Below are 14,813 nucleotides of genomic sequence, written 5' to 3' on the forward strand. Positions count from 1 at the left end.
CTGTCATGAACACAGGGAGCGTACATGCGCAAGGCGTTGAGATGGCTGTTGTCGCTCGTGCTGGTCATAGGCACCGTGGCCACGGCCGGTGCGGCAACCGCCGCCGACCGGGGTGCGGGTCAGGAGACCGCCACCACCGACATCAAGGACCGCATCCTCGCGATCCCGGGGATGAGCCTGATCCAGGAGAAGCCGTACGACGGCTACCGCTACTTCGTCCTCAGCTACACCCAGCCGGTCGACCACCGTCACCCCGCCAAGGGCACCTTCCAGCAGCGCGTCACGCTGCTGCACAAGGACACCAGCCGGCCCACGGTCTTCTTCACCGGTGGCTACATCGTCTCCACCAGCCCCAGCCGCAGCGAGCCGACCCGGATCGTCGACGGCAACCAGGTCTCGATGGAGTACCGCTTCTTCACCCCGTCCCGCCCCCAGCCGGCCGACTGGTCGACGCTGGACATCTGGCAGGCGGCCAGTGACCAGCACCGGATCTTCACCGCGCTGAAGCGGATCTACGCCGGGAAGTGGCTCGCCACGGGCGCCTCCAAGGGCGGCATGACCGCCACCTACTTCGAGCGCTTCTACCCCGGCGACATGGACGGCGTCGTCGCGTACGTCGCGCCCAACGACGTGCTCAACAGGGAGGACTCGGCGTACGACCGGTTCTTCGAGCGCGTCGGCACCAAGGAATGCCGCGACAAACTCAACGCCGTGCAGCGCGAGGCCCTGATCCGGCGCGAGCCGCTGGAGAAGACGTACAAGGAGCAGGCGGACGCCGACGGCGCGACGTTCGACACGGTCGGCACGCTCGACAAGGCGTACGAGGCCGTGGTGCTCGACTTCGTCTGGGCCTTCTGGCAGTACAGCCGGCTCGCGGACTGCGCCAGCATCCCGCCGGCCACCGCCTCCGACCAGGAGATCTACCGGACCATCGACGCGATCTCCGGCTTCTCGGCGTACACGGACCAGGGCCTGGAGGCGTACACGCCGTACTACTACCAGGCGGGCACCGAGCTGGGGTCGCCCGACATCAAGCAGCCGCATCTGGGCAAGCTGAGCCGCTACGGCTACCAGCCGCCGCGCAACTTCGTGCCGCGTGACATCCCGATGAGGTTCAACCCCCTGGAGATGCCGGACGTCGACAGCTGGGTCCGTCACCACGCGAACCAGATGCTCTTCGTGTACGGCGAGAACGACCCCTGGGGCGCCGAGCCCTTCCGCCTCGGACTCGGCGCGCGTGACAGCTATGTGTACGTCGCGCCCGGTGCCAACCACGGAGCCGATGTCGCGGCTCTCAGCCCGGAGCAGTCGGCGAAGGCCACGGCGAGGATCCTGGACTGGGCGGGCGTCGCTCCGGCCGCCGTACGGCGGGACGAGGCGAAGGCGGAGCCGCTGGCGCCGTTCGACTCCCGGCTCGACAAGCGGAGCCTGGGCCGGGAGCAGGCCCTGAGGCCGTAACCCCGGCCGCTGTGGGTGGTGCCCGCCCGTGAGGAGGAAAGGCGGGCACCACCCACAACGTGTCAGTACGTCAGGCCGTGGCCGATCGGGTACAGCACCTGCGCCGGATCGTCCGCGCGCTGTACGGGCACGGGCAGCCGGCCCATGGGCCTGACCCGGCCCGCGATCACCCGCGCCGCGGCACGCAGTTCGACATCGGTCCAGGAGTACGTGGCCACGGAGGCCGACCGTCCGCCCGCGCCCGCCGGGACGCCGGACAGCCGCGCGACGTCGTACGGGTTGCGGACGGCGATCGTGACGACCGGCACCCCGGTCGCGGCCAGCGCGCCGACCAGCGTGCGCTGCGAGTCGTCGGCCGAGACGTTGTACGTGGCGACGAGGACCGCGTCCTTGCCCCGGGCCGCCGCCACCGCCGCGTCGATCTGCGCGGCGGTCGGAGCCGTACCGGTGGACAGGGCGGTGGCCGTGAAACCCAGCTCGGTCAGCGCCGTCGCGAGGACGTGGGTCGGCGGCCCTGTCGTCCCGGAGGGTGAGGCCGGGTCCGCGCCCACGACCAGCAGATCCTTCTCCCGCCGACGATTCAGGGGCAGCAGTCCGCCCTCGTTGACGAGCAGAGTGGTGGTCCCGTCGGCGATCCGGTCCGCGGCGGCCAGATGCTCCGGGATGCCGACCGTACGGTCCACTTCGTCCGGTGAGACGTACGGATCGTTGAACAGGCCGATCCTGTCCTTCAGTTCGAGGATGCGAAGGACGGACCCGTCGATGCGCTCCTCGCTGATCTCGCCGCCCCTGACCGCCGCGAGGACGGCGTTCCAGGCGAGGGGGAGATCCGGCGGGTCGAGCAGCTGGTCGACGCCCGCCTTGAGCGCGAGGACGGGCACCCGGTCGTCGCCGTACTTCTGCCGCACCCCCTCCATGGCGAGGGAGTCGGTGATCACGACCCCGTCGTAGCCGAGCTGTTCGCGCAGCACACCGGTGACGATGGGGTGCGAGAGGGTCGCCGGGTCCTCGCTCGCGTCGAGGGCCGGGACGACGATGTGCGCGGTCATGATCGAGGTGATACCGGCGGCGATCGCGGCCTTGAACGGCGGCGCGTCCAGCTCCGTCCACTGCTCCCGGGTGTGGCGGATGGTGGGCAGGGCGAAGTGACTGTCGTCGGTGGTGTCGCCATGGCCCGGGAAGTGCTTGGCGGCGGTCGCGATCCCAGCGCTCTGATACCCCGTGACCTGGGCCGCGACCATGCCGGCCACCGCCTGCGGATCGGCGCCGAAGGAGCGGATGCCGATGACGGGGTTGGCGGGATTGACGTTGACGTCCGCGTCCGGCGCGTAGTTCTGGTTGATGCCGATGGCGGCCAGCTCGGTACCGGCGATCCGGGCGGCTTCGCGGACGTCGGACGTCGAGCGGGAGGCACCGAGCGCCATGGCACCCGGCAGCAGCGTGGCGGGCTTGCCGACCCGGGCGACGATGCCGTGCTCCTGGTCGGTGGCGATCAGCAGGGGGACGGGGGTGTCCTGGGCCAGCCCCGCCTTCTGGATGCCGTTGGAGAGATCGGCGATCTGATGGGGATCGCGGGTGTTGTGCGACGTGGCGAAGTAGATGATGCCGCCGACGTGGTAGGCGGCGATCAGCTCGGCGGCCGTGCGGACGCCGAGGGCGGTGAGGTTGGCGTCGATGTCGGCCTGGTCGGGGGCGGTGGCGGAATGCCCGTACACGCGCGCGACGAAGAGCTGGCCGACCTTCTCCTCCAGGCTCATCCGCGAGAGGGTCCGGCGGAGGCGAGCGCGGTGGTGAAGCTGGTCAGGATGGTGATCAGGGTGCCGTGCCGGGGCGTGTCCCGGGCGTACGGGGGCGGCGGTCGAGGGCACCGACGTCGCGGCGACAGCTGCCGCTGCTACGGCTGTCGCGGTGAGAAGGGTGCGTCGTGAGATGGACCTGTCCTGCACTGTGCTCCTTCCGGCCGTGCGCTGCGAGGAAGTGAAGGAAACTTCCAGGAGTTCACGGATATCTGGAAAGTAACTGCCAGTCAAGGGGTGCGCCGCTGACTGGTGGACGGATGAGGATGTGACGGGAGGGACCCCAGGTGCGCCGCCCGGGCGACCCGGAGTCGCGACCGGCAGTGGTCGCGCGACGGGGCAGAGCTTGCCGGGAACGGCACCAGCGGGTCAGCGGGCGGCGACTTCCGGCCAGTGCCGCCGCAGCGTCTCCACCGCCGCCGTGACCGCGGGGCGCCGCGCCGCGCCCGTACGCCACAGCGCGTACAACCGGCGCACCGGCACCGGTTCCAGCGCGACCGCCCGCACCCCCTCCGGCAGCGGACCACGGCCCAGGCGCGGGATCATGGCGATGCCCAGCCCGGCCGCCACCAGCGCCAACTGCGTGTGGTTCTCCTCGGCCTGGTGGGCGAGATCAGGCTCGCAGCCGGCCGCGCGCAGCGTGCGCACCAGCCAGTCGTGGCAGACCGTGCCGGGTGGCTGGCATATCCAGCGCTGCCCCGGCAGATCGGCCCGGCTCACGACGGACCGCGCCGCCAGCGGATGATCCGCCGGGACGAGGACGTCGCACAGGTCATCCCCGATCACCGCCTGCTCGACGCCTTCGGGCGCGGGCAGCGGTGCGATGTCCCAGTCATGGGCGACCGCCAGGTCGAGCACGCCCCGGGCCACCAGATCGATCGAGAGATGCGGGTCGACCTCCCGGAGCCGGACGTCGAGGGTGGGGTGACGCCGCGCCAGTTCGGCCAGCACGCCGGGGAGCAGGCCACGGGCCGAGGAGGCGAAGGCGCCGACGACAAGCCGGCCCGTCGGCTGCCCCCGGCGCTCCTCCAGGGTGGTCTCGGCGCGCTCGACGATGGCGAGCAACTCCTCGGCGGTGGTGGCGAGATGCCGCGCTTCGTCGGTGAGCGCCACTCCCCGGCCACGGCGCTCCAGCAGGGTTGTCCGGGTTTCCCGCTCCAACTTGGTGATCTGCTGCGACACGGCGGAGGGGGTGTAGCCGAGCGCGGCGGCCGCGGCGGCGACGGAGCCGTGAACGGAGACGGCGTGCAGCGCGCGCAGCCGGGACAGATCGAGCATGGTTCGCTTCTCCTGCGGTCGGTCGTACGCGTAGTCGGGCGTACGCGCGAATCGTAAGCAACGCTCAATTCCACAGTGAAGAAATCCGCGCTGGTGCTTCATGGTTGGCCCCGGCGATCCTCTCTCCATGCGCACCACACACAAGGCACTCGCCGTTCTGGTCACCGCCGTCTGGGGAGTGAACTTCGTCGTCGTCGAGGTCGGGCTCGGCCACTTCCCGCCCCTGCTCTTCTCCGCGCTGCGCTTCCTCGCGGCGGCACTGCCCGCGGTCTTCTTCGTCGGCCGGCCCAAGGTCGCCTGGACGTGGGTGGCCGGGGTCGGGCTGACGCTGGGAGTGGCCAAGTTCGGCCTGCTCTTCATCGGCATGGACCGGGGAATGACGGCGGGCCTGTCGTCCCTGGTCCTCCAGATCCAGGCGGTCTTCACGGCCTTGTTCGCCGCTGTCGCCCTTGGTGAACGGCCGGGCGCTCGCGGGCTGCTGGGCATGGCCGTCGCTCTCACCGGGATCGCGGTCGCGGCGGCCGACGAGGGGGCGTCGGGGCCGCTGATCGCCTTCACGCTGGTCATCGCCGCGGCGGCCTGCTGGGGAGTCTCCAACGTTCTCACCCGCAAGGCGTCCCCGCCGGACGCGCTGAACTTCATGGTGTGGGTCTCGGTCGTTCCCGTGCTGCCCCTGCTCGGCCTCTCCCTGCTGACCGAGGGCCTGGACGCCGACCTGGCAGCCCTGCGCGCGCTGGACGGCACCGGTGCCGGGGTCATTTTCTACGTCGCCTGGGTCTCGACCGTCTTCGGCTTCGGTGCCTGGGGCTTCCTGCTGCGGCGCTACCCCGCCTCCTCCGTCGCGCCGTTCTCGCTGCTCGTACCGGTCTTCGGGATGTCGTCCGCGGCCCTGTTGCTCGGCGAATCGGTCAGCGTGCCGCGCTGCTGCGCGGCGGCGCTGCTGGTCGGGGGAGTGGCACTGACCTCGATGTCCCGTGGCGGGGCGCGTCCCACTCCGGCCCTCCCGCTCCCGACCTCCCACGTCGCGGCGCCCCTGACACCTTTTCCCCTGACGCCTTTTCCCCTGGCGCCCGCTCCCCTGATGCCCGCTCCCCCGACCTCAAGTCCCCTCACCCCGGCCTCGCCGGCCCCGATACCCTCCGTCACGACCCCGGAGCCGCCCCACGCGCTCCCGGCCACCGGACCGCCCGACTCAGCCGCGCTTCCGCCGCGCCCGTGACCCCGACGGTCGCGCGGTCACCGCCCCGCCGCGATCAGGCCCTCCAAGTACCCCCGGCCTGCCTCCAACTGCCCCGGCAGTTCGGCCGCCCGCGGGTACCAGCGCTTCTCGTACTCCCAGCACACCCAGCTGTCGTCGTCCAGCAGCGCGAGGCACCGGGCCAGCGGCAGCGCTCCCGAGCCCAGGGCCAGCGGTGTCGTGTCGTGCGCCGAAGCGATGTCCTTCACCTGGACGTAGCCGAGGTGCGGAGCGAGTACCGCATGGGTGGTCGCCGGATCCTCCCCGCCCAACCAGGTGTGCATCACATCCCACAGCGCCCCCACCTGCGGATGGCCGACGGGACCCAGCACCCGGGCGGCGTCCGTGCCCGTGCGGTGCGAATCATGGGTCTCCAGCAGGATCCGTACGCCGAAGTCCGCGGCGACCTCGGCCGCCGCTCCGAGCCGTCGCGCCGCCGTCGCGTCGGCGGTGGCCTGATCCTGGTCGCCGCCGCCCGGGAAGACGCGGATGAACGAAGCCCCCAGATCCCGGGCCAGCCGCAGCAGTTCGTCCAGGTCTTGGCGCAGCCGCTCCTCGTCGATGTCCGGGTCGGCGACCCGTGCGTACCCGGCGACCGTCAGGATCTCGATACCGGCGCGCTTGAAGTCGTCCACCACCGAGGCCCGTTCGCCCACCCCGATCCCTGGATGGACGGGCTCCTCGGGGTGGGCCCGCAGCTCCACCCCCTGGTATCCGGTCGCGGAGGCGAGCTCGACGACCTCGGAGATGGGCAGGCCCGGCACTCCGAGGGTCGAGAAGGCGAATTTCATCGGACTGTTCCTTCCTGAAGGGGGAGCCGCCAGTCCTGGCCGACCAGCTCCGCGCCGTAGGAGCGGTGCGGGTTCTCGGCGACGAGGGTGAATCCGGCGCGCCGGTAGAGGACGCGGGCGGCGGCGAGGACGTCATTGGTCCACAGCATCAGTTCCCCGTACCCCGCCTCGCGCGCGAAATCCACCACCGTGCCGATCAGCCGCTCCCCGAGGCCGTGTCCCCGGGCCCCCGGCTCGACGAGCAGCAGGCGCAGCCTGGCGGTGTGCGGCGGGTCCTCCCGTATGTGCGGCGCGTCGTCCCGTACACACATCACGGAGCCCACCGGTCTTCCGTCCAGCTCGGCGATCCAGACCCGCTCCAGCCGGGGATCGTGTGCCTGTGCGAAGTCCGCGACGATCCCGGCCACGAGACCCTCGAATTCGGTGTTCCAGCCGTATTCGGCGGCATACACGGCGCCGTGGCGCTGAACGATCCAGCCGAGCTCGCCGGGGGCGGGGCCGCGCAGCACAGGGCCGGCGGGATGCGGCGTCCCTGGACGTTCGGCGCCGAGGATCTCCCGCACCGTGCGCATCGCCTCCGTGAGCCTCGGCCACTCCTCGGGCTCCACCCGGTCGAGCAGCGAGCCCACGGCCTCCCGCGACCGTTCGTCGAGCAGCGTGGCGGCCTCCCGTCCCCGCGGGGTGAGCGTTATCCGCTGCCGGCGCGCGTCCTCCTCGGACGGTGCGCGCCCGACCAGCCCCTCGCGTTCGAACTTGGTGAGCAGTCTGCTCAGATATCCGGCGTCGAGGGACAGCTCGACCCGCAGATCGGCGGCGTCGGTGCGCGGCGCGTGAGCCAGCTCGTACAGCACCCGCGACTCGGTGAGGGTGTACGGCGTGTGGAGGTGCTTGCCGTGGTCGAGCGCGCCGATGAGGTTCGTGTAGAAGCGGTTGAACGAGCGGATTTCGTGGACGGCCATGCTCCACCCCCGGATTTTTCCTTGACTGACCCCGGACCTTTTTCTTGACTGAGTCAAAGGTAGGTCGGGGCGTCGAGGGGCGGCAAGGATCTGTCCAGGATCCGCCACGGCCGGCCCGCCGGGCGTCGGCGCCGCTACGTCCGTGACGGTGGCGGCGCCGTCGACGCGCGCGCCAGCAGCTCCGCCGCGATCGTGGCGATCCCTCCCGGCGGCGGCGCCTCCGTCCCCATCGCCAGCCGGCCCGCCCGGGCTCCCGCCTCGTACAGCGGCAGCCGTACGGTCGTCAGCGCCGGCACCGCGTCCACCGAGAAGGGCAGATCGTCGAAGCCCGCCACCGAGATGTCCTGCGGGATACGCAGCCCCTGATCGCGCACCGCCGCGCAGGCCCCCAGCGCCACCGTGTCGTTCGCGGCCACCACGGCCGTCAGATCCGGCGCCCGCCGCAGCAGCTCCAGCGTCGCCTCGTACCCGGAGCGCCGCGTGTACGACCCGTGTACGGTCAGCGATTCGTCCTCGCCGCCCGCCGCGCCCCCGGCCGGTCCCGCCGCCCGCAGCGCCGCCCGGTGCCCCTCCAGCCGGTGCCGGGTCGTCGTCCGCTCCACCGGGCCCGCGACGTAGCCGATCCTGCGGTGCCCCAACGCGAGCAGATGCTCCGTCAGCCGCTGCCCGCCGCCCCGGTTGTCGAAGGCCAGCGCGGCCACGATCGCGTCGCTGCCCGGCAGCGGCGGGCGCCCGCAGAGCACCACCCGGGTGCCCGCGTCCGCGAGTCTGGCCAGCTTGGCGGACATCGCGGCGATATGGTCCGGGTCCTCCAGTGCCCCGCCGGTCAGGACGACGGCCGCGGCGCGCTGGCGCTGCAGCAGGGTCAGGTAGGTGAGTTCGCGCTCGGGCGAGCCGCCTGTGTTGCAGACGACGGCGAGCTTCTCGCCGCCCGCCCGGCCGGTGCCCTCCTGCCCGCCGATCTCGGTCTGCGCCGCCCCGGCCATGATCCCGAAGAACGGGTCGGCGATGTCGTTGACGAGGATGCCGACCAGGTCGGAGGTGGCGGCGGCGAGTGAGCTGGCCGGTCCGTTCAGTACGTAGTCCAGCTCGTCCACCGCCCGCAGCACGCGTTCCCGGGTGGCAGCGGCGACCGGGTAGTTGCCGTTCAGTACGCGCGAGACGGTGGCGGGCGACACCCGGGCGCGGGCCGCCACATCCGCCAGGGTGACAGTCATCGCTTTCCTCCGGGGGACGGGTGGGATCGGGGTACGGGTGGGATCGCGGTCCCGCTCTTGTCCGGGCCGCGGTCGCAGGCTAGCTTCATACCCTATAGAAAGCGCTTGCTACGGTCGTATGGAGGGAACTTCGTGACACGCAGGACAGTGCGGATCGCCATGAACGGCGTCACGGGGCGGATGGGATACCGGCAGCACCTGCTGCGCTCCGTCCTCGCGATCCGCGAACAGGGCGGCCTCGACCTCGGGAACGGCGACGTGCTGTGGCCCGAACCCGTCCTCGTCGGTCGCCGTGAACACGCCCTCAGGGAGATCGCCGGCCGTCACGACCTGACCGAATGGTCCACGGACCTGGACGCCGTCCTGACGGACAGCACTGTCGACATCTACTTCGACGCCCAGGTCACCTCCGCCCGCGTCGAAGCCGTCAGAAAGGCGATCGAGGCCGGCAAGCACGTCTATACCGAGAAACCGACCGCGACCGACCTCGCCGGCGCACTCGACCTGGCCCGCCTCGCCCGTGGCGCCGGGATCAGACACGGCGTCGTCCAGGACAAGATCTTCCTGCCTGGCCTGCTCAAGCTGAAGCGCCTCGTCGAGGGCGGCTTCTTCGGAGAGATCCTCTCCGTGAGAGGAGAGTTCGGCTACTGGGTCTTCGAAGGCGACTGGCAGGAGGCGCAGCGCCCCTCCTGGAACTACCGCGCCGAGGACGGCGGCGGCATCACCGTCGACATGTTCCCCCACTGGGAGTACGTCCTGCACGAGCTGTTCGGACGGGTCACCAGCGTCCAGGCGCACATCACCACACACATCCCGCGCCGCTGGGACGAGCGGGGCGGGCCGTACGCCGCGACCGCCGACGACGCCGCGTACGGCATCTTCGAGCTGGCAGGCGGGGCCGTCGCGCAGATCAACTCCTCCTGGGCGGTCCGGGTCAACCGCGACGAACTCGTCGAGTTCCAGGTCGACGGCACACACGGCTCGGCCGTCGCCGGTCTGCGCCGCTGCCGCGTCCAGCACCGCAGCGCCACTCCCAAGCCGGTCTGGAACCCGGACCTGCCCGCCACCGAGTCCTTCCGCGACCAGTGGCAGGAGGTACCGGACAACGCCGAATTCGCCAACGGCTTCAAGGCGCAGTGGGAGCTGTTCCTGCGTCATGTCGCGCTCGGTGAGCCGTATCGGTGGGACCTTCTCGCGGGCGCGCGCGGGGTGCAGCTCGCCGAACTGGGCCTGCGGTCCTCGGAAGAGGGCCGCCGCTTCGCCGTGCCGGAGCTGACCCTGTGACGCTCAGGCTGCCCGCCCCCGGCGGCGGATTCCGTCCGTACACGCCGCGCGCCGAACCCGCACGCTTCGCCGTGGGCGGGCCGCGCCTGGCCTCCCGTACGGTCTTCGCCGCCGCCCATGTCGTCGCCGACCCGTACGCCGACACCAGCCCCGACGCGCCCGCCGCCGTCGACTGGGACGCCACCCTCGCCTTCCGCCGCCACCTCTGGTCGCACGGCCTCGGGGTGGCCGAGGCCATGGACACCGCGCAGCGCGGCATGGGCCTGGACTGGGCGGGCGCGGCCGAACTGATCCGCCGTTCGGCCGCCGAGGCCAAGGCCGTGGGCGGCCGGATCGCCTGCGGCGCGGGCACCGACCAGCTCACGCCGGGCCCACACTCCCTGGACGAAGTCCGCAGCGCGTACGAGGAGCAGCTGGCGTTCGTCGAGGAGACGGGCGCCCAGGCCGTCGTGATGGCCTCCCGCGCCCTCGCGGCGGCCGCCGCGACCCCTGACGACTACCTCGGCGTCTACGCGCGCCTGCTCCGGCAGGCGGCCGAGCCGGTCGTCCTGCACTGGCTCGGCCCGATGTTCGATCCCGGGCTGGACGGCTACTGGGGCAGTCGGGATCTCGACGCGGCCACCGAGACCTTCCTCCAGGTCATCGCGGAACATCCCGACAAGGTCGACGGGATCAAGATCTCGCTCCTGGACGCCCGGCGCGAGATCGAGCTGCGCCGCCGGCTGCCGGAGGGTGTGCGCTGCTACACGGGCGACGACTTCCACTACCCCGAGCTCATCGCGGGCGACGACGAGGGCTTCAGCCATGCGCTGCTCGGCATCTTCGACCCCCTGGGGCCGCTGGCCGCGCACGCCGTACGTGTCCTGGACACCGGCGACGTGAAGGGCTTCCGGGAGCTGCTCGACCCCACCGTCGAGCTCTCCCGCCATCTCTTCCGGGCACCCACCCGCTTCTACAAGACGGGCGTGGTCCTCCTCGCCTGGCTGGCGGGCCACCAGGACCACTTCGCGATGGTCGGCGGCCTCCAGTCGGCCCGCTCGCTGCCGCATCTGGCGCGGGCCTACGAGCTGGCGGACGGGCTCGGCCTCTTTCCCGATCCGGCGGTGGCGCGGGCCCGGATGGCGTCCCTGCTCAGCGTGTACGGAGTGGACCAGTGACCGACGCCCGGCGGGTACGGAGTAAACCGGTGACCGGCCGGCCGGACAGCGATCTGAGGCGCTTCAGCATCAACCAGATGACGGTGAGGCAACTGCCCCTGCCCGAGCTGACCGAGGCCTGCGTGCGCCTCGGCGTGCCCGGGGTGGGTCTGTGGCGCGAACCCGTCCAGGCGTACGGGGTCGAGGCGGCCGCCATGCTGGTACGGGACGCCGGGCTCACGGTCACCACGCTCTGCCGGGGCGGATTCCTCACCGCCGACGACCCCGGCCGGCGGGCCGAGGCACTGGCCGACAACCGCGCGGCGATCGACGAGGCGGCGGTCCTGGGCACCGACACCCTGGTCCTGGTGTCCGGCGGGCTCCCGCCGGGCGGCCGCGACCTGCCCGCCGCCCGCGAACGCGTCGCGGACGCGCTGGCCGAACTGGCACCGTACGCGGGCGAGCGGGGCGTCCGGCTCGCGATCGAGCCGCTGCACCCGATGTTCGCCGCCGACCGCTGCGTGGTCTCCACCCTCGACCAGGCCCTCGGACTCGCGGAACGCTTCCCCGCCGACCAGGTCGGCGTGGTCGTCGATACGTACCACCTCTGGTGGGACGACAGAGCTCCCGCCGCCGTCGCCCGTGCGGGGGCGAGGATCTTCTCCTTCCAGCTCGCCGACTGGACGACCCCACTCCCGGCCGGCGTCCTCAACGGCCGAGGGCAGCTCGGCGACGGCGCGGTCGACCTGCGGGCCTGGCGCGAGCGCGTGGACGCGGCCGGCTATACGGGCCCGATCGAGGTGGAGCTGTTCAACGACGAACTATGGGCGAGGGACGGCGTGGAACTGCTCGCCGAGGTCGCCGAACGGTACGTGCGCCACGTGCTGTAGCTCCCGAGGGCGGCGGCGCATACGCGGTCATGAGGGCGGAGCGTGAGAAGGCGTGCGGGGCGGGTCGCTCTTCGCGGGTCCTTCGGGCTGCCCGACGCGTCCACCGTGCCCGGTGACCGGGCTCTGCCGACGGTTCCACGGTGTGGACAGCACCATCGTCCTCGGCCGCGTCCTCGCCTCCCATCAGCGGGGAGGCAGCCGCGCTGATCTCGCTGCCCCGGGAAAATCACCGTACGGAATCGTGCAACCCTTCCCGGGTGACGTGAGTCTCATACGTCATCAGGGCCTTCGGGGTGGATCCGGGGGGATGGGAAGGCTCTGACGGAGGGGGAGCGCGTGGGGCCCGGTCCATGGGACCGGGCCCCTTGTCACGCGCCCTTGTGTCGCACCGTGGGCCTTGCGGTGCGGGGATGGGCGCAACTGGTGGCGCCGCTCCCGTGCCGTGGCCGGAGCCGGACTTGTCCACAGGCACACCACCCTGTCGGAGCCGGGCGGTAGCGTCGGGGCATGTCCAGTCCAGCAGTGCTCGAAGGCGTCCTTGAGCGGATCACGTACGCCAATGAGGAGAACGGCTACACGGTCGCCCGGGTCGACACCGGCCGGGGCTCCGATCTCCTCACCGTGGTGGGCGCGCTGCTCGGCGCGCAGCCGGGCGAGTCGCTGCGCATGGAGGGCCGTTGGGCCGCGCATCCGCAGTACGGCAAGCAGTTCACGGTGGACAACTTCACCACCATCCTTCCGGCGACGATCCAGGGCATCCGCCGCTATCTCGGCTCCGGCCTGATCAAGGGCATCGGCCCGAGGATCGCCGACCGCATCGTCGAGCACTTCGGCCTGGACACCCTGGACATCATCGAGCAGGAGCCGAAGAGACTCGTCGAGGTCCCCGGCCTCGGCCCCAAGCGCACGAAGCTGATCGCGGCCGCCTGGGAGGAGCAGAAGGCCATCAAGGAGGTCATGGTCTTCCTCCAGGGTGTCGGCGTCTCCACCTCCATCGCCGTCCGCATCTACAAGAAGTACGGCGACGCCTCGATCTCGGTCGTCAGGAACGAGCCCTACCGTCTGGCGGCCGACGTCTGGGGCATCGGCTTTCTCACCGCCGACCGGATCGCCCAGGCCGTCGGCATTCCGCACGACAGCCCGGAGCGGGTCAAGGCGGGACTGCAGTACGCCCTCTCCCAGTCCACCGACCAGGGCCACTGCTTCCTGCCCGAGGAGCAGCTCATCGCGGATGCCGTGAAGCTGCTCCAGGTCGACACCGGGCTGGTCATCGAGTGCCTCGCCGAGCTGGCCGCCGAGGAGGAGGGGGTCGTACGGGAATCGGTGCCGGGGCCGGAGGGCGGCGAGCCGGTCACCGCCGTCTATCTCGTCCCCTTCCACCGCGCCGAGCTGTCCCTCTCCGCCCAGCTGCTGCGGCTGCTGCGCACCGGGGAGGACAGGATGCCGGCCTTCCGGGATGTGGCCTGGGACAAGGCGTTGACGTGGCTGGCCGGCCGTACGGGTGCTGAGCTGGCCCCCGAGCAGCGGCAGGCGGTCCGGCTCGCGCTCACCGAGAAGGTCGCGGTCCTGACGGGCGGGCCGGGCTGCGGGAAGTCCTTCACCGTCCGCTCGATCGTCGAGCTGGCGCGGGCCAAGCAGGCCAAGGTGGTGCTGGCCGCCCCCACCGGGCGGGCGGCCAAGCGGCTCGCCGAGCTGACCGGCGCCGATGCGTCCACCGTGCACCGGCTGCTGGAGCTCAAGCCGGGCGGGGACGCGGCGTACGACCGGGACCGGCCGCTGGACGCCGATCTGGTGGTGGTCGACGAGGCGTCGATGCTGGATCTGCTGCTGGCCAACAAGCTGGTCAAGGCGATCGCACCGGGCGCGCATCTGCTGCTCGTCGGGGATGTGGACCAGCTCCCCTCGGTGGGGGCCGGTGAGGTGCTGCGGGATCTGCTGGCCGAGGGAGGTCCCGTGCCCCGGGTGAGGCTGACCCGGATCTTCCGGCAGGCCCAGCAGTCGGGGGTGGTCACCAACGCCCACCGCATCAATTCCGGAGTACGGCCGATCACCCAGGGCCTCAGCGACTTCTTTCTCTTCGTGGAGGAGGAGACCGAGGACGCGGGGCTGCTCACGGTCGATGTGGCGGCCCGGCGGATTCCCGCCCGATTCGGTCTGGATGCCCGGCGTGATGTGCAGGTCCTGGCGCCGATGCACCGCGGGCCGGCCGGCGCGGGCGCGTTGAACGCGCTGCTCCAGCAGGCCATCACGCCCGCCAGACCCGAGCTGCCCGAGAAGCGGCTCGGCGGCCGGGTCTTCCGGGTGGGCGACAAGGTCACGCAGATCCGTAACAACTATGACAAGGGGGAGAACGGCGTCTTCAACGGCACGGTCGGGGTGGTCACCTCGCTCAATCTGGAAGACCAGAAGCTGACGGTGCTGACGGACGAGGACGAGGAGGTGCCGTACGACTTCGACGAGCTGGACGAGCTGGCCCACGCGTACGCCGTGACGATCCACCGCTCCCAGGGCAGCGAGTATCCGGCCGTGGTCATTCCGGTCACCACCGGGGCCTGGATGATGCTCCAGCGGAATCTGCTCTACACGGCGGTCACCCGCGCCAAGAAGCTCGTGGTGCTGGTCGGTTCCCGCAAGGCCATAGGCCAGGCGGTCCGTACGGTCTCCGCGGGCAGGCGCTTCACCGCCCTCGACCACCGCCTCGCGGGCTGAACCGGGTACGGCCCACCGGCTGAGGCGGCGTGCGAAACGTCACCGGGGACTTTCGAAA

At 71.4% G+C, this 14,813-nt stretch carries 11 protein-coding genes; 6 read left to right on the forward strand and 5 right to left on the reverse strand.

Translation table 11 applies throughout. The features are described from left to right. Positions 1 to 24: 24 nt before the first annotated feature. Positions 25 to 1,458 carry an aminopeptidase gene (locus ACIBAE_RS04995; protein ID WP_399282394.1) on the forward strand — a complete coding sequence of 478 codons (1,434 nt, stop codon included), beginning with the start codon at positions 25 to 27 and terminating at the stop codon, positions 1,456 to 1,458. A gap of 62 nt (positions 1,459 to 1,520) precedes the next feature. Here the strand turns inward: ACIBAE_RS04995 and ACIBAE_RS05000 are convergent, their stop codons facing one another. Beyond that, positions 1,521 to 3,215 (reverse strand): glycoside hydrolase family 3 protein, encoded by a 1,695-nt coding sequence (locus ACIBAE_RS05000; RefSeq protein WP_399282395.1) that lies wholly within the window; start codon positions 3,213 to 3,215, stop codon positions 1,521 to 1,523. Between the two features lie 408 nt (positions 3,216 to 3,623). After that, positions 3,624 to 4,532: a LysR substrate-binding domain-containing protein gene (locus ACIBAE_RS05005; RefSeq protein WP_399282396.1), complete on the reverse strand. Its 909-nt coding sequence runs from the start codon at positions 4,530 to 4,532 to the stop codon at positions 3,624 to 3,626. A 127-nt stretch (positions 4,533 to 4,659) separates the two neighbouring features. Between ACIBAE_RS05005 and ACIBAE_RS05010 the strand changes: the two genes are divergently transcribed. Further along, the gene (locus ACIBAE_RS05010; RefSeq protein WP_399282397.1) at positions 4,660 to 5,751 is read left to right on the forward strand and encodes an EamA family transporter; all 1,092 of its coding nucleotides are present in this window, start codon (positions 4,660 to 4,662) and stop codon (positions 5,749 to 5,751) included. A 17-nt stretch (positions 5,752 to 5,768) separates the two neighbouring features. Here the strand turns inward: ACIBAE_RS05010 and ACIBAE_RS05015 are convergent, their stop codons facing one another. The 3 genes from ACIBAE_RS05015 to ACIBAE_RS05025 form a co-directional block, all read right to left on the reverse strand. Next, a complete protein-coding gene (locus ACIBAE_RS05015) occupies positions 5,769 to 6,560 on the reverse strand; it encodes a sugar phosphate isomerase/epimerase family protein (RefSeq protein WP_399282398.1) in 792 nt (263 codons plus the stop codon). Continuing rightward, complete coding sequence (locus ACIBAE_RS05020; RefSeq protein WP_399282399.1) at positions 6,557 to 7,519, reverse strand: GNAT family N-acetyltransferase; 963 nt, start codon at positions 7,517 to 7,519, stop codon at positions 6,557 to 6,559. The genes ACIBAE_RS05015 and ACIBAE_RS05020 overlap by 4 nt, the downstream gene beginning before the upstream one ends. A 134-nt stretch (positions 7,520 to 7,653) precedes the next feature. Further along, the gene (locus ACIBAE_RS05025) at positions 7,654 to 8,736 is read right to left on the reverse strand and encodes a LacI family DNA-binding transcriptional regulator (protein WP_399282400.1); all 1,083 of its coding nucleotides are present in this window, start codon (positions 8,734 to 8,736) and stop codon (positions 7,654 to 7,656) included. A gap of 132 nt (positions 8,737 to 8,868) precedes the next feature. On the opposite strand from ACIBAE_RS05025, the gene ACIBAE_RS05030 reads away from it, so the two are divergent. The 4 genes from ACIBAE_RS05030 (at position 8,869) to ACIBAE_RS05045 (ending at position 14,755) form a co-directional block, all read left to right on the forward strand. Further along, on the forward strand, positions 8,869 to 10,020 hold the full coding sequence (locus ACIBAE_RS05030) for a Gfo/Idh/MocA family protein (protein ID WP_399282401.1): 1,152 nt from the start codon (positions 8,869 to 8,871) through the stop codon (positions 10,018 to 10,020). Next, on the forward strand, positions 10,017 to 11,177 hold the full coding sequence (locus ACIBAE_RS05035; RefSeq protein ID WP_399282402.1) for a dihydrodipicolinate synthase family protein: 1,161 nt from the start codon (positions 10,017 to 10,019) through the stop codon (positions 11,175 to 11,177). Before ACIBAE_RS05030 ends, ACIBAE_RS05035 begins: the two co-directional genes overlap by 4 nt. 77 nt (positions 11,178 to 11,254) lie before the next feature. Beyond that, positions 11,255 to 12,046 (forward strand): sugar phosphate isomerase/epimerase family protein, encoded by a 792-nt coding sequence (locus ACIBAE_RS05040; protein WP_399282576.1) that lies wholly within the window; start codon positions 11,255 to 11,257, stop codon positions 12,044 to 12,046. A 507-nt stretch (positions 12,047 to 12,553) separates the two neighbouring features. Further along, the gene (locus ACIBAE_RS05045; RefSeq protein ID WP_399282403.1) at positions 12,554 to 14,755 is read left to right on the forward strand and encodes an ATP-dependent RecD-like DNA helicase; all 2,202 of its coding nucleotides are present in this window, start codon (positions 12,554 to 12,556) and stop codon (positions 14,753 to 14,755) included. Positions 14,756 to 14,813: the final 58 nt, after the last annotated feature.

The organism is Streptomyces sp. NPDC051569, from assembly GCF_044454085.1.
Lineage (GTDB): Bacteria > Actinomycetota > Actinomycetes > Streptomycetales > Streptomycetaceae > Streptomyces.